The sequence below is a fragment of the Pseudomonas sp. XK-1 genome, assembly GCF_038069885.1.
In the GTDB taxonomy this organism is placed as follows: Bacteria; Pseudomonadota; Gammaproteobacteria; order Pseudomonadales; family Pseudomonadaceae; genus Aquipseudomonas.
In genome coordinates, this window is sequence record NZ_JBBPES010000001.1 from 1,003,765 (window position 1) to 1,023,582 (window position 19,818).

General features: G+C 63.5%; 18 protein-coding genes and 1 pseudogene. 10 read left to right on the top strand and 9 right to left on the bottom strand.

The features are described 5' to 3' along the window. Positions 1-78 precede the first annotated feature (78 nt). The 3 genes from WMW70_RS04430 to WMW70_RS04440 are packed head-to-tail and all read left to right on the top strand — an operon-like array spanning position 79 to position 3,143. Positions 79-1,263, top strand: coding sequence for an amino acid ABC transporter permease (locus WMW70_RS04430; RefSeq protein ID WP_341436281.1), 1,185 nt, complete (start codon positions 79-81; stop codon positions 1,261-1,263). Positions 1,264-1,272: 9 nt separating this feature from the next. Continuing rightward, positions 1,273-2,370 carry an amino acid ABC transporter permease gene (locus WMW70_RS04435; RefSeq protein WP_341436282.1) on the top strand — a complete coding sequence of 366 codons (1,098 nt, stop codon included), beginning with the start codon at positions 1,273-1,275 and terminating at the stop codon, positions 2,368-2,370. A gap of 11 nt (positions 2,371-2,381) precedes the next feature. Further along, positions 2,382-3,143 (top strand): amino acid ABC transporter ATP-binding protein, encoded by a 762-nt coding sequence (locus WMW70_RS04440; protein WP_341436283.1) that lies wholly within the window; start codon positions 2,382-2,384, stop codon positions 3,141-3,143. Positions 3,144-3,316: 173 nt separating this feature from the next. Here the strand turns inward: WMW70_RS04440 and WMW70_RS04445 are convergent, their stop codons facing one another. Beyond that, positions 3,317-4,270 (bottom strand): GlxA family transcriptional regulator, encoded by a 954-nt coding sequence (locus WMW70_RS04445; RefSeq protein ID WP_341436556.1) that lies wholly within the window; start codon positions 4,268-4,270, stop codon positions 3,317-3,319. 119 nt (positions 4,271-4,389) lie between these two features. Between WMW70_RS04445 and WMW70_RS04450 the strand changes: the two genes are divergently transcribed. From WMW70_RS04450 to WMW70_RS04460, 3 genes are all read left to right on the top strand, one after another. After that, positions 4,390-4,860, top strand: a complete 471-nt coding sequence (locus WMW70_RS04450) for a nuclear transport factor 2 family protein (protein WP_341436284.1) — start codon at positions 4,390-4,392, stop codon at positions 4,858-4,860. 37 nt (positions 4,861-4,897) lie between these two features. Further along, positions 4,898-5,215, top strand: a complete 318-nt coding sequence (locus tag WMW70_RS04455) for a GIY-YIG nuclease family protein (protein ID WP_341436285.1) — start codon at positions 4,898-4,900, stop codon at positions 5,213-5,215. 65 nt (positions 5,216-5,280) lie between these two features. Further along, a complete protein-coding gene (locus WMW70_RS04460; protein WP_341436286.1) occupies positions 5,281-6,216 on the top strand; it encodes a glutathione S-transferase family protein in 936 nt (311 codons plus the stop codon). On the opposite strand, the gene WMW70_RS04465 is transcribed toward WMW70_RS04460, so the two are convergent. From WMW70_RS04465 to yjeH, 6 genes are all read right to left on the bottom strand, one after another. Beyond that, complete coding sequence (locus tag WMW70_RS04465) at positions 6,213-7,121, bottom strand: DUF4344 domain-containing metallopeptidase (protein ID WP_341436287.1); 909 nt, start codon at positions 7,119-7,121, stop codon at positions 6,213-6,215. The two genes, WMW70_RS04460 and WMW70_RS04465, sit on opposite strands and share 4 nt — an antisense overlap. A gap of 79 nt (positions 7,122-7,200) precedes the next feature. Beyond that, positions 7,201-7,518, bottom strand: a complete 318-nt coding sequence (locus WMW70_RS04470) for a glutaredoxin family protein (protein WP_341436288.1) — start codon at positions 7,516-7,518, stop codon at positions 7,201-7,203. Positions 7,519-7,546: 28 nt separating this feature from the next. Then, complete coding sequence (locus WMW70_RS04475) at positions 7,547-8,386, bottom strand: polyphosphate kinase 2 family protein (RefSeq protein ID WP_341436289.1); 840 nt, start codon at positions 8,384-8,386, stop codon at positions 7,547-7,549. Between the two features lie 10 nt (positions 8,387-8,396). After that, the gene (yejK, locus tag WMW70_RS04480) at positions 8,397-9,404 is read right to left on the bottom strand and encodes a nucleoid-associated protein YejK (protein WP_341436291.1); all 1,008 of its coding nucleotides are present in this window, start codon (positions 9,402-9,404) and stop codon (positions 8,397-8,399) included. Between the two features lie 87 nt (positions 9,405-9,491). Beyond that, entirely contained in the window at positions 9,492-10,835 is a 1,344-nt protein-coding gene (locus tag WMW70_RS04485) for a TAXI family TRAP transporter solute-binding subunit (protein WP_341436292.1), read from the bottom strand. A gap of 49 nt (positions 10,836-10,884) precedes the next feature. After that, positions 10,885-12,147 (bottom strand): L-methionine/branched-chain amino acid transporter, encoded by a 1,263-nt coding sequence (yjeH, locus tag WMW70_RS04490; RefSeq protein ID WP_341436293.1) that lies wholly within the window; start codon positions 12,145-12,147, stop codon positions 10,885-10,887. 127 nt (positions 12,148-12,274) lie between these two features. Between yjeH and WMW70_RS04495 the strand changes: the two genes are divergently transcribed. Genes WMW70_RS04495 through WMW70_RS04505 form a run of 3 tightly spaced genes read left to right on the top strand, consistent with a single transcriptional unit; the run spans position 12,275 to position 17,333 of the window. Continuing rightward, positions 12,275-12,694: an Lrp/AsnC family transcriptional regulator gene (locus WMW70_RS04495; RefSeq protein WP_341436294.1), complete on the top strand. Its 420-nt coding sequence runs from the start codon at positions 12,275-12,277 to the stop codon at positions 12,692-12,694. Positions 12,695-12,696: 2 nt separating this feature from the next. Further along, positions 12,697-13,917, top strand: coding sequence for an exonuclease subunit SbcD (sbcD, locus tag WMW70_RS04500; protein WP_341436295.1), 1,221 nt, complete (start codon positions 12,697-12,699; stop codon positions 13,915-13,917). Beyond that, positions 13,914-17,333 (top strand): SbcC/MukB-like Walker B domain-containing protein, encoded by a 3,420-nt coding sequence (locus WMW70_RS04505; RefSeq protein WP_341436296.1) that lies wholly within the window; start codon positions 13,914-13,916, stop codon positions 17,331-17,333. The genes sbcD and WMW70_RS04505 overlap by 4 nt, the downstream gene beginning before the upstream one ends. Before the next feature lie 187 nt (positions 17,334-17,520). On the opposite strand, the gene WMW70_RS04510 is transcribed toward WMW70_RS04505, so the two are convergent. Next, complete coding sequence (locus WMW70_RS04510) at positions 17,521-18,381, bottom strand: poly(ethylene terephthalate) hydrolase family protein (protein WP_341436297.1); 861 nt, start codon at positions 18,379-18,381, stop codon at positions 17,521-17,523. A gap of 100 nt (positions 18,382-18,481) precedes the next feature. After that, positions 18,482-19,306, bottom strand: a complete 825-nt coding sequence (locus WMW70_RS04515; protein WP_341436298.1) for a helix-turn-helix domain-containing protein — start codon at positions 19,304-19,306, stop codon at positions 18,482-18,484. Positions 19,307-19,435: 129 nt separating this feature from the next. Between WMW70_RS04515 and WMW70_RS04520 the strand changes: the two are divergent. Further along, a pseudogene (locus WMW70_RS04520) lies at positions 19,436-19,798 on the top strand (SbcC/MukB-like Walker B domain-containing protein); the annotation flags it as partial. Positions 19,799-19,818 lie beyond the last annotated feature (20 nt).

Consider the following 19,818-nt stretch of genomic DNA (forward strand, 5'->3'; position numbering starts at 1 on the left):
CTGGGCCGCTGGCATCGTTCTGATTGATGTGAACCTCATGCCCGCCGATGCGGGCATAAGGGTTCCAAGAGGGCTCCTATGCAAACCACTGCAAATGTCCCGCGCCCCGGTGGATCGGTCTGGACCGACCCCAAAGCGCGTGCTTGGCTATTTCAAATTCTTGCCGTTATCGCCGTTGTCGCGCTCGGCTGGTTTTTGTTTGATAACACCCAGACCAACCTGGAGAAGCGCGGCATCACCTCGGGCTTTTCCTTTCTCAATAACAGTGCAGGCTTCGGCATCGCGCAAAGTCTGATCGACTACAACGAAAGCCACACCTACGGCCGGGTATTCTTCGTCGGCTTGCTCAATACCCTGCTGGTCTCGGTTATCGGCATCGTCCTGGCGACCCTGCTGGGCTTTCTGCTCGGTGTCGCGCGGCTGTCGCCCAACTGGCTGATCAGCAAGCTGGCCACCGTCTACATCGAAATCTTCCGTAACATTCCGCCGCTGCTGCAGATCTTCTTCTGGTACTTCGCGGTGATGCTTTCGCTGCCCGGGCCGCGCCAGAGCATGGGGATAGGCGAAACCTTCTTCCTTAATAGCCGCGGCTTGTATATGCCGGCCCCCAGCCCGTCGGACAGCTTCGGCACCTTTTTCGCCGCCCTGGTGATTGCGCTGATCGGCGTGGTGCTGCTGGTGCGCTGGTCACGGGCGCGTTTCGAGGCCACCGGCAAATACTTCCCCGTGTCCCTGGGCGCGGTACCGCTGTTACTGATCGTGCCCGGCCTGGCAATATTGCTGACCGGCAATCCGCTGCAATGGAGTACGCCTGAGCTGACCGGCTTCAACTTCCGTGGCGGTTGGGTGCTGATCCCCGAACTGATGGCCCTGACCCTGGCGCTGACCATCTACACCGCGGCCTTTATCGCCGAGAACGTGCGTTCCGGGATCATGGCGGTCAGCCATGGCCAGACCGAAGCGGCGCGCTCCCTGGGCATACCAGCGGGCAAGACCCTGCGACTGGTGATCATTCCCCAGGCGCTGCGGGTGATCATTCCGCCGTTGACCAGTCAGTACCTCAACCTGGCGAAGAACTCCTCGTTGGCGGCCGGTATCGGCTACCCCGACATGGTCTCGCTGTTTGCCGGCACGGTGCTTAACCAGACCGGACAGGCGATTGAGGTGATTGCCATCACCATGAGCGTTTACCTGGCGATCAGTATCAGCATTTCCATGCTGATGAACTGGTACAACAAGCGCATTGCGCTGATCGAGCGGTAAGGAGCAGCCATGCAGACCCATACCTTTAAACCTGATCTACCGCCACCCGCGCTCAGCGTCGGTGTGGTCGGTTGGCTGCGCGCCAACCTGTTCTCCAGCTGGTTCAACAGCCTGCTGACCCTGTTCGCCGCCTACCTGGTGTGGCTGATCGTGCCGCCGCTGATTCAATGGGCATTTATCGACGCCGACTGGACCGGTACCACCCGCGCCGATTGCACCAGCGGTGGCGCGTGCTGGGTGTTTATTCAGCAGCGTTTCGGCCAGTTTATGTACGGCTTCTATCCGACCGAGCTGCGCTGGAGGGTGGACACTACTCTGTGGCTGGCGATCATCGGTGCCGCGCCGCTGTTTATTCCGCAGATGCCGCGCAAGGCCTTCTATGGATTGAGCTTCCTGGTGGTGTATCCGCTCGTGGCCTACTGGCTGCTGCACGGCGGCTTCTTCGGTCTGTCGACTGTTGCCACCAGCCAGTGGGGCGGCCTGATGCTGACCCTGGTGATCGCTGCCGTGGGTATAGCCGGGGCCTTGCCGCTGGGTATTCTGCTGGCTCTAGGACGGCGTTCGGACATGCCGGCGATCCGGGTGATCTGCGTGACCTTTATCGAGTTCTGGCGTGGTGTCCCCCTGATCACCGTGCTGTTTATGTCCTCGGTAATGTTGCCGCTGTTCCTCCCCGAAGGCCTGAGTTTCGACAAGCTGATCCGCGCCCTGATCGGGGTGATTCTGTTCCAGTCGGCCTATATCGCCGAAGTGGTGCGTGGCGGCCTGCAGGCCATCCCAAAAGGGCAGTACGAGGCCGCTGCGGCCATGGGCCTGGGCTACTGGCGGATGATGGGCCTGGTGATTCTGCCGCAAGCCATGAAGCTGGTGATCCCCGGCATCGTCAACACCTTTATCGCGCTGTTCAAGGACACCAGCCTGGTGATCATCATCGGCCTGTTCGACTTGCTCAACAGCATCAAGCAGGCGACCACCGACCCGGCCTGGCTGGGTATGGCCACCGAAGGCTATGTATTCGCCGCGCTGATCTTCTGGATTTTCTGTTTTGGCATGTCCCGCTACTCCGTGCACCTGGAGCGCAAGCTGGACACCGGTCATAAGCGTTAGGAGTTTTTTCAATGTCTGAAGCAATCAAGCAAACCAGCGCCGAGCCGATGATCCTGATGCAAGGCGTGCACAAATGGTACGGCCAGTTCCATGTACTCAAGGACATCAACCTGAGCGTGAGTCAGGGCGAGCGTATCGTCCTCTGCGGCCCGTCGGGTTCCGGCAAGTCCACCGCGATCCGCTGCATCAACCGTCTGGAAGAACACCAGCAGGGGCGCATCGTGGTCGATGGCACCGAACTGACCCACGACCTCAAGCACATCGAAATAGTGCGCCGGGAAGTCGGCATGGTGTTCCAGCACTTCAACCTGTTCCCGCACCTCACCGTGCTGCAGAACTGCACCCTGGCCCCGATGTGGGTGCGCAAGATGCCCAAGCGCAAGGCCGAGGAAATCGCCATGCACTTCCTTGAGCGCGTGCGCATTCCGGAACAGGCCAACAAGTACCCGGGGCAGCTTTCCGGTGGCCAGCAGCAGCGCGTGGCAATTGCCCGGGCGCTGTGCATGAAGCCGAAGATCATGCTGTTCGACGAGCCGACCTCGGCCCTCGATCCGGAAATGGTCAAGGAAGTGCTGGACACCATGGTCAGCCTGGCCGAAGACGGCATGACCATGCTCTGCGTAACCCACGAGATGGGCTTTGCCCGCACCGTGGCGAACCGAGTGATCTTCCTCGACAAGGGCGAGATCATCGAAGAAGCCGAACCGAATACCTTCTTCACCAACCCGCAGAACGAACGCACCAAGCTGTTCCTCAGCCAGATCCTGCACTGAGTCGTAGCCGTAACCAGAGAGGGAGCCTGCGGGCTCCCTTTTTTGTGGGCCCTGTCCCGTCCTGTTGCATGCTGCAATTCCTTTTAGGAGCCCTTGGCCACGAAAGTGTCTGGCCGCGCGCGGATCGCGGGCATGGGACTGCACGTCCACCCGTTCCCACAGGGCGTTGGGCCTTACGGTGCCTGACGCATACGCCGGCGAAAGGCCCCAGGTGTTTCCCCGCAGAGCTGCTTGAACAGCTTGGCAAAGGTGGCGCGGTCGGCGTAGCCCACTTGAGCGGCGATCCGTTCCAGCGAATTGGCAGGGCTGAGCAGGGCCTGCTGTGCGCTGCTGATGCGCAGGCGTTGCAGGTAGTCGTTGGGCGTCAGCCCGGTGCCGGCCTTGAAGCGGCGCAGCAGGGTGCGCGGCGAGCAGCTGGCCTGCTCGGCCAGGCGCTTGAGGTCGATGGCTTCGCCCTGATGACGCTGCATCCACTGCAGCAGGGTGGCCAATTGGCTGTCCTGGACGGCCTGGCTGGGCAGCAGTGGCGCATAGCGCGCCTGGCTGCCGCGCTGGCTGTCGAATACCAGGGCGTTAGCCACCTGCCGGGCCAGTTCGGCCCCCGCCTGCTGGCCGATCAGGTACAGACACAGGTCCAGCCCGGCCTGGGCTCCGCCCGAGCTGAGCAGGTTGCCGTCGTGACAGAGCAGTTGCTCGATCTGCAGGTCCACTTGCGGGAAGCGCCGGCGGAATTGCCCGGCCAGGGCCCAGTGGGTGGTGGCGCGGCGGCCATCGAGGAGGCCGGCGGCGGCGAGCAGAAAGGCGCTGCTGCACAGGCTGGCGAGTTGCTGGCTGGGTGGGCGCTGGGCCAGCCAGGGCAGCAGCGCGGCATTGGCGCTCAGGGTGCTGTCGATGGCGCTGCCGGTGGCCGGCAATAACAGGCAGTCGGCCGCGGCGGCCAGGCTCAGGTCACCGTCGACCTGGACTCGGGCGAAGCCGAGATCGACCGCCTGGCCATCCAGGCTGAAGCGCTGCAGCTCGAATTCGGCGCGCCCGGACAGGCTGTTGGCCAGGGCAAAGGCGTCCATGGCCATGCTCAGGCTGGAGCAGCGGGTTTGCGGGCAGACATACAAGGCGATCTTCGGCATGGCAGCGGGCCGGGTAATGATTTTGGCGATTATTGACACAAAGTTGTCTTTAGCGCCAATCGCGTGCCGGAGCTTTTGCCGCAATACTCAACGCAGACCCAACCCGGAGCCTTGCCGACATGCCTCATGCCAACGCCGAACTGATCACCCGTTTCTATCAAGCCTTCCAGCAGCTGGATGCCGAGACCATGGCCAGCTGTTATGCCGAAGACGTGCATTTCAGCGACCCGGTATTTACCGACCTGCGCGGCACGGACGCCGGCGATATGTGGCGCATGCTCTGCGCCAAGGCCCAGGACTTTGCCCTGACCTTCGAGGGTGTGGCAGCGGACGAGTACTCCGGCCGGGCGCGCTGGGTCGCGACCTATGTGTTCAGCCAGACTGGCAAGACGGTGGTCAACCATATCGATGCCAGTTTCGTGTTTCGCGACGGCAAGATAGTCGAGCACCACGACCGTTTCGACCTGTGGCGCTGGGCCGCCCAGGCCCTGGGCAGCAAAGGCCGCCTGCTGGGCTGGTTGCCGCCGGTGCAGAACGCCATTCGCCAGCAGGCGGCCAAGGGCTTGGCGGCTTTCCAGAAGAATCGTTAAGCTCGGCGACCCCGTTTACTCTCTGCCGACCTTACTGATGCCCGACTCCTCTTCTACACCCAGTGCGGCTTGCACCAAACCCTGGTTTGTCTACCTGGTACGGGCGGCCAACGGCGCGTTGTACTGCGGCATCAGCGACGATCCGCACAAGCGCTTTGCCAAGCACCAGAGCGGCAAGGGCGCGCGTTTTTTCCATTCCAGCCCGGCCCAGGCTCTGGTCTACACCGAGGCCTGCGCGAGCAAGGGCGATGCCCTGCGCCGCGAGCGGGCGATCAAGGCTCTGGCCAAAGCCGCCAAGGAAGCGCTGGTGGCGGCCGTGGTTATCGGCGCGGCTGATGGCAGCCTATCAGGCTAAGCGGGTAGGCTGGCCGGGGCTGGCAGGGTTAAGCTGCGCGCTTACCTACAGTGGCGGAGCCCGTTATGCACGAGTTGATCCTGCACCATTACCCGACTTCACCCTTCGCCGAAAAGGCCCGCCTGATGCTGGGCTTCAAGCAGCTGTCGTGGCGCTCGGTGATGATCCCGCCGATCATGCCCAAGCCTGACCTGACCGCCCTGACCGGCGGCTACCGCAAGACCCCGGTGTTGCAGGTGGGAGCCGACATCTATTGCGATACCGCGCTGATCGCCCGCCGCCTGGAAGCGGAGAAGTCCACCCCGGCGCTGTTCCCGGAAGGCCAGGAGTTCAACGTTGCCAGCTTCGCCCTGTGGGCCGATACCCAGGTATTTCTGCATGCGGTAAGCCTGGTGTTCCAGCCGGAGTCCATCGCGGCGCGCTTCGGCAAGCTGCCGCCGGAGTTTCTCAAAACCTTTGTTGCCGATCGTTCGTCGTTGTTCAGTGGCGGCCTGGCCACACGGATTCCATTGGAAGTGGCCAAGCACCAGTGGCCGACCCTGATGGCGCGGCTGCAGCAGCAGCTTGAGCGCGAGGCAGGAGATTTCCTGTTTGGCGAACCGTCGCTTGCCGATATCGCCATGGCTCATCCACTCTGGTTCCTGCGTGGCACCCCGGTAACCGCAGGGCTGGTCGACGACTACCCGGCAGTGGCCACCTGGCTGGCCCGGGTGCTGGATTTCGGTCACGGTTCGTTCAGCGATATGAGTGGCGAAGAGGCTGTTGCCATTGCCCGTGACGCCAGCCCTGCGGCCTTGCCGGAGCAGGCTCTGGTTGACCCCAATGGCTTTGCCGTCGGCCAGCAGGTGGCAATTTCCGCCATCGATTACGGCGTCGATGCGGTGGAAGGGGAGCTGGTATTCAGCGGCGCTGAAGAGCTGATCCTGCGCCGCGAAGATCCTCGCGCCGGGACCCTGCATGTGCATTTCCCGCGCATGGGCTTTCGCATCGAGGCGCGTTAGCGGCAGGCCTGGCAGAGCGCCGGAGCCGGGGTCTGGCGTAGGCGTGGCAATTGTGCGGCGAGCGCATGGAAATAGCTCAGGCGTTCGTAGCACAGCACCAGCTCGCCGCCGGTACGGCTGTACCAGGCGTCCGTTGCGCCGCAATTGCTCAGGCGCAGCACCAGATCGCGAGGCAGGCGGTAGGTTTCACTGGCGCGGGCGGCGATGGCCTCCACTTCGCCCGAACGGTGGATCTGCGCGAGCAGGTGCCGGCTGTCGTCCAACTGCTGGCTGGGAGGCTCGTAGATCACCCGAATGCGATGGTGGACCGGCTCCCCCGGCTTAAGGCCGTGTTGTTGTTCGACCCAGGCCAGCGCCTTGCGCACCTGGGCGTACTCCTGGTCGCAGTAGAGCGCGCGTTCCACCGGCAGCCCGGTGACCTTGGGGATCCACTCCAGGCGGTCCGGATCGCTGCCGTAGATCAGGCATGCCAGGTTGTAGAAGCGCTGGGCGTCGAGACCATGGCTGGCCCAGGCGTGCACCTCTTCCTCCGCAGGTTTTATCCGTTGCCATTCCAGCCGCCAGTAATCGGCGATATCCAGTAACTTGGCATAGAAGTCGGCGTCGCGTTGGCGGCCGTAGGAGAGGAACAGGCTGATAAAGCCAAGCTGATCGGCCGCATCCTCTTCGCGGCCGAGCACCGGCAGATCCAGCTCGGCGATCAGCAGATGACCCATCTCGTGCAGCAGGGTGAACTCGGCATTGGCCGCCACGAAGCGCCCGCTATCGCTGCGCAGCGCTTGCGGCGGTGGCTGCTCCGTGGCCATGGCCAGTGTGGCAGCCAGCAGGACCAGGCACAGCGCTGCACGTGCACGCCTGGGGCGCGGGCAGGGAGGCGGGCAGGACGAGCTGCGAAGGGAAGCCATTGTCGGCTCCTGGCGGCTGGGGCAACCTACTCTATGACTCTAGTTCAGTCGTCACTGCCTGTGCGCGGAGGCCCGCGATTCAGTAAGCCGCGCGCATGGCCTGCGGGTTGTAACCGTGAATGAGGGTGCCCTTGATATTCAGCAGGGGCACGCCGCGCCCACCCAGGGCCTTGAAGCGCGCATTGCCGGCGGCATCCTTCTCGATATCGACTTCGCGGTAGGCCACCCGGTCTGCTGCCAGCTGCTCGCGCGCCTTGGCGCAATAACCGCACCACTGGGTGGCGTACAGCACCACCTCGCCGGGCCGATTGGCCTGCGCCGGCTGCAGCCAGTTCTGCAGTTTGTCCCAGTTCTGATAGAGCGCCAGACAGGCCAGCAGCAGGATGATTTTCTTCATGGACGTTCCTTGGTCTCGGGCGGGGCGGCTACGGCAGAGGCGTCTCGAACTGCGCGCGTTGCAGTTCTGCCAGGCTAAACGGGGCCGGGCTGTCCGGCCAGTCCAGCTGCAGGCGTTCCAGCTCGCGGGCCAGCAGGCTCGCCACCAGCCAGTCGCGCAGCCAGCGATGGTTCGCCGGGATCACATACCAGGACGCTGCCGGGCTGTGGCTGGCGCTTAGCTGCTCGGCCCAGCGCTGCTGGCGCAGGTCGTATTCGCGGTAACTCTGCAAGTCACTGGCATGCAGCTTCCAGCGCTTGTGGGGCTTCTCGATCCGTTCGCGCAGGCGCTGATACTGCTCAGCCCTGGAAATATGCAGGAAGCATTTCAAGGGATGCAGCCGCTGCTCAGGCCACTGGCTTTCCAGTGCGGCAATCGCCTGTTGCCGCGCCGGCAAGTCGGCGGCGCTGCACAGTCCATCCAGGGGGTCGCTGATCAGGCCTTCGTAATAGCTACGGTTGAACACCCCGAGCAGGCCGGGGGGCGGCAGGCGGCGCTGGTAGCGCCAGAGAAAGTCATGACGCTGCTCGCAGGCGTCGGGTTGGAAAAAGCTGTGGATGCGCAGCCCTTGCGGGTCGAAGCTGCTGATCACCCGGCGAATGATACCGTCCTTGCCCGAGCTGTCGGTGCCTTGCAGGATCAGCAGCAGGGCGTCGCGGCGGTTGGCCCAGAGCATGCGCTGCTGGTGGTTGAGCCAGGGCCGCAGCTCCGCCATGGCCTGCTGGGCGCGGCATTTGTCCAGACCGAAATCCCGCGCCGGGTCCTGCCCGAAGGGGGCCGCCGGGTCGCACAGGCAGGCGTCCAGCAGGGTGTCGGGTAGACGGGCCATGGCTGTTGCCTCAGCCCTTGCGGCGCTTGAGTTGATCGGTCAACTGCGTCGGCAGATTGCGAATCACCAGGGTGTCGCTGCTTTCGTCATATTCGATCTTCGAGCCCAGCAGGTGCGCCTCGAAGCTGATCGAGAGCCCTTCGGCACGGCCGGTAAAGCGCTGGAACTGGCTGAGGGTGCGTTTGTCCGCCGGGATCTCCGGCGACAGGCCGTAGTCCTTGTTGCGGATATGGTCGTAGAAGGCCTTGGGCCGCTCTTCGTCGATCAGCTCCGAGAGTTCGGTCAGGGTCATGGGCTCGCCCAGCTTGGCCTGGCTGCTGGCATAACCGACCAGGGTCTTGGTCTTTTCGCGGGCCTGTTCTTCCGGCAGGTCTTCGCTTTCGACGAAGTCGCTGAAGGCCTTGAGCAGGGTGCGGGTCTCGCCCGGGCCGTCGACGCCTTCCTGGCAGCCGATAAAGTCGCGGAAGTATTCCGAGACCTTCTTGCCGTTCTTGCCCTTGATAAAGGAGATGTACTGCTTGGAGTTGGCATTGTTCTGCCACTCGGAAATATTGATCCGCGCCGCCAGGTGCAGCTGGCCCAGGTCCAGGTGCTTGGCCGGGGTCACGTCCAGCGCTTCGTTCACCGCCACGCCTTCGCTGTGGTGCAGCAGGGCGATAACCAGGTAGTCGGTCATGCCTTGCTGGTAATGGGCGAACAGCACATGGCCGCCGGTGGACAGGTTGGACTCCTCCATCAGCTTCTGCAGCTGCTCTACCGCCTGACGACTGAATGCGGCGAAATCCTGGCCGCCGTCGAGGTAATGCTTCAGCCAGCCGCTGAAGGGGTAGGCTCCGGACTCGGCGTGGAAAAAGCCCCAGGCCTTGCCCTGCTTGGCGTTATAGCTCTCGTTGAGGTCGGCGAGCATATTCTCGATGGCCTGGGACGCGCCCAGCTCGGTGTCCCGGGCATGCAGCACGGCGGGCGTGCCATCGGGCTTCTTGTCGATCAGGTGGACGATGCAGTGGCGGATCGGCATGCAGATTCTCTTCAAATAGCGTGAGCGGTGAACAGGGGCGCTGCGCCGCCGTTATGGCGGCACAACGACCGGATAATGCCGCGCAGTTTACCCGACTGACCCGTCCGGGGTCGCCCGGCGCTGTTGCAGGGCGTGCAGGCGTTCGATCACATAGCGCAGGTGCACATGCAGTTCATACAGCTCGTTGGAGTAGGACAGCGGCACATCGACCTTGGCCAGCTCGTCTTCCAGCTGCTCCAGGCGTTCCACTTCGGCGTCCAGGCGTTCGGGCAGGGTGCCGGCGTCCAGCTGTCGGTCAACCTCGCGCAGGTGCTTGTACCAGCGGTAGATGCGCGCGCGGATGCGCCAGCGGTACAGCGGGCCGACCGCCTTGAATAGGGGGATCAGCACCACCAGCAGGGGGATCAGCAGAATGATATAGCGGTCGGCCAGGGAGGCGATGCGAAACGGCAGATAGCGCTGCAGCAGTGGCAGGCCGTTCTTGTAGTAGTGCTCGGCGTCGCTGGACAGTTCGAAGGTCAAGGGCTCGGCGCTGGGAAAGGTCCCGGCCTTGTCGAGCAGGGTGCCGTTCTTCATCACTTCGCGGCTGGCATCGAGAAACAGCGGCACCAGGCCCGGATGGAAATTCTGGTTGATCACCAGGGTGGCCACCGGAGAGAGGATCTGGGTGTCCTGGGGCGGGCTGTTCTGCGCCAGGTTGAGCAGGCCTTCACCCACCGTGAGGCGATTGAAGAACGGCAGGCGGGCCTCATAGGCAGCGGCGCGGCGGAAGGTCGCCAGGCGCAGCGCCGGGTTGGCGGCCAGCTGCTGTACCTGGGCACTCTCAGCCGGGCCGACAAAGAAGGCGGCGTCCAGCTCACCGGCCATCAGGGCTGTCACTGCTTTGCCGCCGCCGCTGGCTTGCCAGTTGAGGGGGTAGCGCTCGGGGTTTATCGCATTGGCTTCGAGAATGGCGGCGGTGGCCGCCTGGGTGCCGCTGCCGGTGCTGCCGAGAGCCAGACGCAACGGCAGCAGGTCGGCGATGCGGTCCAGGCTGAGTTCGGCGCGGTAGAACAGCCACAAGGGTTCCTGATAGATCGCCCCCAGGCTTTGCAGGCGCTGGCGGTCGGCCTGGACCAGCTGGCGCTCCATGCCGCTTTGCACCAGGGCGATTTCGACCGGGCCGTCCGCGGCCAGCAGCCGCTCCAGGTTATCCCGCGAGCCCCTACTCGGTACCAGCTCCAGCTCGAAGCCCTGCTTGGCCAGTTCTTCGCGCAGGCGCTCGGCGAACAGGCGGTACGCTCCACCTTCGGCACCAGTGGCCATGACCGCGCTCATCGGCGGTGGTGGCGCGACGAAGTAGAACACCGCCCCCACCAGCGCGGCCACCACCGGCACTACCCATAGATTGGCCAGCAGCATGATTTTCAGGTCATTGAGTACGCGGGGCATGGGGCATCCTTTCTCGTTAGTCAGAGCAAGGATAGAAGGATGTGCGGCCCTAGGTCACCTTTAGAGTCTGTTTACGCGGGCTGCGCAGATAGTCGAGGCCGCACAGCAGCGCCAGCAAACCCAGGGCATACCAGGCGTCCACACCCAGCATCAGCAGCACCAGGCTGCACAGCAGCGTGCTGAATGCGGCCAGAGCGCGCCAGATACCGCGCAGCAGCACCCAACCGGCGGCCATGCTCAGCAGGTAGATGACCACGAAGTTGCCGTTGGCGTAGCGGATCAGGTCGTCCACCGTCAGCTCGAGCACGCTGGCCAGACTGGCGCACAGGGCGCAGCTGAGGATCACCAGCAAGAGTGCGCGGGCTGGCACACCGTGTTTATTGCGCAGGGCCAGGCTGGAGGGCAGTTTGCCTTCGTCGGCCAGGCTCCAGATCAGCCGGGCGAAGCCCTGCATATAGACGTTCATCGAGGCGAAGCAGGCCAGGTAGCCTACGGTGGCGGCGATCCAGCGTGCCTGGTCGCCCAGCAGCAGGTCGAGCATGCGCGGCAGGGATGCGGCATCGGTTGTCACATCGCCGTAGGCCTGAAAACTCAGCACCGCCACCGAGCAGGCCCAGTACACCAGGCCGGCCAGCAGCACGCCAAACAGCAGGGCCAGGGGGAAGTCGCGCTCGGGGTTCTTGAACTCCTCGCCCATATGGGTAAAAGCCTCGATACCGACAAAGCACCAGAACATCACCCCCAGCGCCGCGGGCAGCAGATGCCAGGAGCCCTGGATGGGCGGTAGCAGCGGCTGGCTGCTGACGGGCAGATCGCCGACCCACCAGATCAGGGCAATGGTGGCGATAATCGCCACGGCAATCGCGCCCTGAATCACCCCGCTGGCTTTGGCCGGGTGCCGGCCGAGTAGCAGCATGGCCGCCAGGGTGGCGAGCTGGATGGCCAGGGCCTGGCCGCGGCTGAGATCGAACAGCGCCTGCCAGAAGCCGCTTGCGATATTCAGCGCTGCCGGCAGCCCTACCGGCAGCACGGCGAGAAACAGCAGGGCACTCAGACGCTCCATGCGCGGGCCGAACGCGCGGCCGATCAGATGCGGCGCGCCGCCGGCATGGGGGAAGTGGCGGCCCAGCTGGGCAAAGGTAAAGGCCACAGGCAGCACCAGGGCGATCAACAGCATCCAGGCCCATAGCGACGCTTCGCCGGCAGTGGTGGCGGCCAGTGCCGGGATCACGAAAATCCCGGTGCCCAGCAGCGAGGTACTCAACAGGCCAATCCCTTGCAGCAGGCCCAATTCCTGATTTAGACGGCTCATGTTGTATGCTCTGCGGTTTCGTTCGCCATGTTAAATCGCCCACCTGTTGCAGGCTGCTGGCGAAGTGTCGGTTTTTACCGACGATCTGGCGCAACTGGCCGTCAAATTGCCTTTTTCGAGAGCCCGCGTGGACAAGTTCGATCAGCAGATACTCGCCCTGTTGCGCGCCGATGCGCGCTTACCCGTCAGCCAGATCGCCCGCGAGGTCAACCTGTCGCGCTCGGCGGTCAGCGAGCGCATTCGTCAGCTGGAACACAGCGGCGTGATCGGCGGCTATCACGCCCAGGTGGCGCTGCCGGGCGAGGCGGCGATCAAGGCCTATCTGGAGTTGTTCTACCAGGGCGGGCGCTGCGAACACTATGTCGAGCTGATGCGCGTGTTCCCCGAGGTGCGCCGCTGCAGTGGCATCAGCGGCGAGACCGATATGCTGGTGTCCATCGAAGCAGCGTCGATGCAGCGCTTGAGCGAGATTCGCGGCGAGATCGAAAACTTCCCCGGCATGCAGAAAGTGAAGACCCATATGGTGGTCAAGGATTGGGTGTTCTAAGCATGCGCATTCTCCACACCTCCGACTGGCACCTCGGTCAGCACTTTATGGGCAAAACCCGCCAGGCCGAGCATCAGGCGTTCTGTGCCTGGCTGATCGAGCAGGTGCGCGCGCATCAAGTGGATGCCGTGCTGATTGCCGGCGATATCTTCGATACCGGCGCGCCGCCCAGCTATGCCCGCGAGCAGTACAACCGCTTTATCGTCGAACTGCGCGGCACTGGCTGCGAACTGGTGGTGCTCGGTGGCAACCATGACTCGGTGGCCATGCTCGGTGAGAGCAAGACCCTGCTGGCGCAGCTCGGTACCCGGGTGATTCCCGGCGTCTGCGAGTCGCTGGATGAGCAGCTGCTGGTGCTGCATCGGCGCGATGGTTCGGCCGGGGCGATTCTTTGCGGCATCCCCTTTATCCGTCCGCGCGATGTATTGCTTAGCCAGGCCGGGCAAAGTGCCCAGGACAAGCAGCAGTCGCTGCAACAGGCAATCCAGCAGCACTATCAGAACCTCTATGCCCTGGCCGAGGCCAAGCGTGCCGAGCTGGGTGGCGATCTGCCGATTATTGCCAGCGGCCATCTCACCACAGTCGGTGCCAGCGCCAGCGATTCGGTGCGCGAAATCTATGTCGGCAGCCTGGAGGCCTTTCCCACCAGCGCCTTTCCTCCGGCGGCCTATATCGCCCTGGGGCATATTCACCGGCCGCAGAAGGTCGGCGGCCTGGAGCATATCCGCTACTGCGGCTCGCCGATTGCGCTGAGCTTCGATGAAGCCAAACAGCAGAAAGAGGTACTGCTAGTGGAGTTGGATAGCAGCGGCTTGCGCCAGATCAGCGCGCTGCCAGTGCCGCGTTTTCAGCCGCTGCTGTCCTTGCGCGGCTCGCTTAAAGAGCTGGATGTGCAGATCAGGCAAGCGGCGGAGCAGGGCAGTGTCGAGCAACCGGTCTGGCTGGAAGTGCTGGTCGGCAGCGACGATTACCTGAGCGACCTGCAGCTGCGTATCGCCGCCATGTGCGAGGGGCTGCCGGTGGAGGTGCTGCGTATCCGCCGCGAGCGTGGCAATGCAGTGGCCGGCCTGCAGGGCCAGGCCAAGGAAACCCTGGATGAGTTGAGCGTGGAGGACGTCTTCGCTCAACGCCTAAGCAGTGAAAGCCTGGACGATGCCGACCAGCAGCGCCTGCTGGGGCTCTATCAACAGGTGGTGAGTGAGCTGCGCGAGGGCGAGCTATGAAAATCCTCAGCCTGCGCTTGAAAAACCTCAACTCGCTAAAAGGCGAGTGGAAGATCGATTTCACCGCCGAGCCCTTCAAGGACAACGGTCTGTTCGCTATCACCGGCCCGACCGGCGCGGGCAAGACCACGCTGCTCGACGCCATCTGCCTGGCCCTGTACCACCGCACGCCGCGGATGAGCACAGTGTCGGCCAGCGCCAACGAGCTGATGAGTCGGCATACCGCCGACTGCCTGGCCGAGGTTGAATTCGAGGTCAAGGGTGTGGCTTACCGCGCCTTCTGGAGCCAGCGCCGTGCCCGCGACAAGGCCGATGGCGCGTTGCAGGCACCCAAGGTGGAACTGGCTGCCGCCGATGGTCAGGTCATTACCGACAAGATCAATGAGAAGCTGCGCGAAACCGAGCGCCTCACGGGCCTCGATTTCGAGCGCTTTACCAAGTCCATGCTGCTGGCCCAGGGCGGTTTCGCCGCCTTTCTCGAAGCCAATGCCAACCAGCGCGCCGAGCTGCTGGAAGAGCTGACCGGCACCGATATCTACGGACAGATTTCCCAGCGGGTGTTCGAGCAGTGCCGCGAGGTAAAAGTCGCCCTCGACCAGCTACGCGCCAAGGCCGAAGGCGTCGAGCTGCTAAGTGACGCGCAGCGTAGCGAGCTGCAGGCACAGGCCGAGCAACTGGCGATTGATGAAGCCGCACTCGGCGCACAGCACGCCGAGCTGCAGCGCCAGCGCCGCTGGTGCGAGGAGCTGAGCAAGACCCAGGCGCAGTTGCACGCCAGCCAGCAGGCCGAGCAGGCGGCGCAGCAGGAGTTACAGCAAGCCCAGCCACAGCTGGCGCAACTGGCCGCCAGCGAGCCGGCACTGCGTTTACAGCCGCTGCACCATGACTGGCAGCAGACCCAGCGGAGCCTGGCGCAGACCGAGCAGGGCTTGCAGCAGAATGCCGCCGAGCAGCGCCAGGTTGAGCAGGCCATTGCCGAGCACAGCTGGCAGGCCCGCGAGCTTGGCGCTGTGCTGCTTGCCGACTGTCAGGCGCAGCGCCAGCAGTTGGCCGAGCGCCTGCAGCAGTTGCAACAGCAACTGGCCGCGCAGCCGCAGCATGGCCGTCTGGGGGAGCAGCTAGGTAGTTGGGGCGAGCAGCTTAAGGCGCGCCAGCAACAGGTCGAGGAAATCGCCCAGTTGCAACTGAGTCAGCAGCAGCTGCAAAACAGCATCGCCGCCTTGCAAGCGCAACTTGGCCAACAGGCTGAACGGCTCAGCGCCGAACAGAACCGCCTGCAGCAGGCGCAGGAACAGGAGCGCGCCGCGCTTCAGCAACAGCAGGCGCTGCTGGCCGGGCGCAGTGAGGCAGCCTTGCGTGAGCGCTGGCAGCAGCTGCATATCCAGGGCGGTGTACTGACTCAGCTGGGTGAATTGGCCGGGGCCGGGCAGCGGCTGAGTGCCGAGCAAACGCAACTGGCCAGTGCCCTGACGCTGTTGCGCGAGCAGCATCAGGCCAAGGGGGCCGAGGTGGCGCAGTTGCGCCTGAGCTACAAGGACCTGCAGCAGCAGGTGCAGGCCCAGGAAAAACTGCTGGAGCAGGAACAGCGCATCCAGGCCCTGGAGAGCCACCGTGCCCAGCTGCAACCCGGCGAGGCCTGCCCGCTGTGCGGCTCCGAGTCGCATCCGGCGATCAGTGCCTACCAGGCCCTGGATGTTTCGGCGACCAAGGCCTTGCTCAACAGCAAACGCACTGAGCTGGAGGCCCTGACCGAACATGGTCGGCAACTGGCAGGTGAACTGGAGAAACTCGCCGCGCGCCTGGAGCAGCAACAGCAGCAGTTCGAGCGTGGCCAGCAGACCCAGGCCGAGCAGCGCGAACGCTGGCAGGCGCTCAGCGCGCAGCTGGAAAACCCATTGGCCGATGCCGTTGCACTGGCTGAGCAGCAGGCGCAACAAAGCCTTGAGTTGCAACAGTTGCAGCAGAGCCTCGAGCAGCTGCAACAGCTGAGCAGCAACCTCGAACAGCGCCAGCAGGCGCGTTTGGGTCTGCAGCAGCAATGCAGCGAACTGGAACAGCAGCAGGCCCTTAATCGTCTGCAGCTGCAGCAGCGCCAGGAGCAGGCCGCACAAGGCCAATTGCGCCTGCAGCAGCTGCAGGGTGTTGCCGATGAACGTACCTCTAGCCTAAGCCAAGCCCTGGCTGAGTTCGGTTATCAGCTGCCGGACGACGCCAGCGCCTGGCTGGCCGAGCGCCAGGCAGAGTGGCAGCGCTGGCAGGACAATCAGCAGCAGAGCCTGGATTTACAGCGCCAGCTCAGTGAGCGGGATCACAGCCTGCAGGCTGCTGTGCAGCAGGCTCTGCTCTGGCAACAACGCTGGACTGCGCTGGGTTTGGACGATCAACCGACCTTGGCCAAGCCTGCCGATGCCCAGGTGGCCTTGCAGCAAGCGCAGGTTCAGCTGGACGAGGCGCAGCGCCGCCAGCAGCAGTTGGCCGGTAGCCGTCAGGCCCTGGCCAGCCGTTTACAGGATGAGCAAGCGCGCCTGCAACAGGCCGAGCTGCAGTGGTCGGCGGCTCTGACCGCCAGCCCCTTTAGCGATGAAGCCGATTATCTTGCGGCGCTGCTGGATGAGGCGCAGCGCGCAGCGTTGCAGCAAATGCGTCAGCGTCTGGACAAGGCCCTGAGCGATGCCCAGGCCCTGGCCGGTGCCGCCGCGCAGCAACTGGCTGCCTTACAGGCCTGCCCGGCCACCGCGCTCAATCTTGCGCAGTTGGACGAACAGTTATTCGCCCTTAACGCTCAGCTCAAAAATCTAAGCGAACGCCAGGGCGAAATTCGCGCCCAGTTGCAGGGCGATGACGCCCGTAGGCAAGGCCAGCAAAGCCTGTTTGCCGCGATCGGCACCAAGCAAGCCGAGTACGATCTGTGGCAGCAGCTCAACAGCCTGATCGGTTCGGCCGATGGTGCCAAGTACCGCAAGTTCGCCCAGGGCCTGACCCTGGATCATCTGGTCTACCTGGCCAATCAGCAGCTCGAACGCCTGCACGGCCGTTATCAGCTGGCGCGGCGCAGCAGTGGCGAGCTGGAGCTGGAGGTGATCGATACCTGGCAGGCCGATGCGGCGCGCGACACCAAGACCCTGTCCGGCGGCGAGAGCTTTCTGGTCAGCCTGGCATTGGCCCTGGCGCTGTCCGATCTGGTCAGCCACAAGACCAGCATCGACTCGCTGTTTCTCGACGAAGGCTTCGGCACATTGGACGGCGAAACCCTGGAGGTGGCCCTGGACGCCCTGGATAACCTCTATGCCAGCGGCAAGATGATCGGCGTGATCAGCCACGTCGAGGCGCTCAAGGAGCGCATTCCGGTGCAGCTCAAGGTGCACAAGGGGGTGGGCATGGGTTACAGCGGCCTGGATAAGCGCTTTGCGCTTTAAGGGCCGCAGTGCCAAGCCCGAACCAGATCTGGGACTTGGCATTGCGCCAGCGCCGAATGCTTGCCCACCCTAGAGCGTAGCGGTGGACAAAGCTTCGCTATGGCCACCCTACAAGCGACGCGGAGCGTCATCCGTGTAGTCCCGGCGCATCCAGAGCCGCTGCTAGAGGCGGGTTACGTGACGGGTCTTAACGCACATACTCGAAACGGGTAAACCAGTCTTCCGCCAGATGGCGATCATGTTCGGCACCATCCAGGTGGGTCTGATAGGTGCTGTCATTATCCAGATAAACCTTCATCCAGGAGGTCACCAGGGTTTTGAAGCGGGCATGCTGGGTGGCGCTGCCGCTGTTGATCCAGTCCAGGTGGGACGCCCCTCTGAAGGTGGTCAACGCACGGGTGAGGCTGGTCGGCAGCGACTGGTAATAGCTGGCGACGACAGAGGGGTAGGACACGGTGTCGTTGGCACCTGCCTGGATCAAGGTCGTGGCGCTGATGCTCGCATAATCGGGCGAGCTGAAGCCTAGGTAGGGTGCCAGGGGGATTGCGGTTTTGATCTCTTTTTTGAGATCGGCCGCCGCCAACAGCGTACCGCCACCGCCCATGGAAAAGCCCATGATGCTCAGTTTGCTGGTTGCTACCTTTTTGTAGATGGGGGATGCGCTGCGCGTGCCTTCACTTTTGAGTTTGGCGATGCCAGCTTTGTGTGCCGTCGCCCAACCGGGCGGCGTACCGAAGATATTATTGGGCGTGATAGCGATAACGATATAGCCGTGGCTAGTCAGGTGGTTGGCCAGCCAGGTCATATCCTCTTTGGTGTTGAGGTACCCGCCAGTGAGCGTAGTGGCCGGGTAAGTCGGCTTGCTGAGGTTGCAGGGATAGGTAACGCGCGCCGAGGAATAACTCCAGGAGGATAGCCCGCTGGTGTAAGAGCACACCGCATCGGCACCAGGGTCGGCGGGCGACAACATGGCGCTGGCAGCACTGCTGCCCAGTAGCAGGGCTGTGCACAAGACGAAGCTAAAGGCTTTGCGGGGTATTGCAAGCATGGTGTCTCCAGGGTTTTTTATTGTTGTAGGGCAGGTCCATAACGCACAGGCTGATCAAAGTACTCATGTGACCTGGTATTACGCTAACCGCTGGGTGGGCTCAGGGCTTGAATGAATTGACTGTCTTCGCCGAAGCTTGCGCCTCGACGAAAACTTCTAGCCCGGCGCGTGGCTTTACCAGCGCCGAGGGCTGGATGCCGAGGATGGTGCGATAGGTCCGAGTGAAGTGCGCGGCATCGGCGAAGCCCGCTCCCAGCGCAGCCTCGGTGACGCTGGCACCGCAGGCGATACGCTGGGTGGAAAGGAACAGCCGATACCACAGCCGGTAGCGGCGGATCGGAACACCGATCTGCTCCTTGAACAGGTTGGCCAGGCGTGAAGTTGAAAGCCCGACCTGCTGGGCCAGGCTGGCGACGCTGAGGTTCTCCAGGGGGCTGACCTTTATGCGTTGCAAGGTGTTGAGAATTCGCTGATCGCAGCGAAAGGCCGTGCCCTCGGCTAGTTCCGCAGGGTTCAGCCAGGCGTCCAGTTGCTGGTACAAGACCTCGGGCAGCGTCAGGCGCTGGCTGACAGCATCAAAGGCGGTGATGAGCAGATGCTCGTTGCTCAGGTCGCAATACGCAGACTGATCCTGGCGGTTGGCCAGCTGACGCAGCACGGCATAATCGAAACCGGTGACATCCAGGTGGCAGTCCGCCACGCACAGCCGGCCGCTATCAACCGTGCCTTGCCAGCCCACGGGCAGCAGCAGACTGCGCGAGAAAGAGTCGCGCTGCTGGGTACGGTGACGAAAGCGGATATTGCCCTGCAGGCCGATCAACAACCGCGATGCGGCGAGAGACAACTGCGCCGGCGAACGTAGGGGGCCGAGGTAGAGTGTGCGGCGCTCCCAGAGGTAGAGGCGTTGCGGCAAAGAGGCAATCATGGCGTTGGGTCTATCACTGGAAATCTGCAGAGCGTATTCGTACCGGGTCGCTTTGCCACTCACCCAAACGGGGGCGTAATCGAGCCAAGTGCAGCCTGGAGCGCATAGGTCCCCGATTACCTGATGTCCCTATGGCCGCAACTTAGCAGCCTGGTTGGTTCGGCTGATGGGGCCAAGTACCGCAAGTTCGCCCAGGGCCTGACCCTGGGGCATCTGGTCAGCCTGGCATTGGCCTTGGCGCTGTCCGATCTGGTCAGCCACAAGACCAGCATCGACTCGCTGTTTCTCGACGAAGGCTTCGGCACGTTGGACGGCGACACCCTGGAGGTGGCCCTGGACGCCCTGGATAACCTCAATGCCAGCGGCAAGATGATCGGCGTGATCAGCCACGTCGAGGCGCTCAAGGAGCGCATCCCGGTGCAGCTCAAGGTGCACAAGGGTGTGGGCATGGGTTACAGCGGCCTGGATAAGCGCTTCGCGGTAGAGCGATAACGCCTATCCGGCCAGGCCTC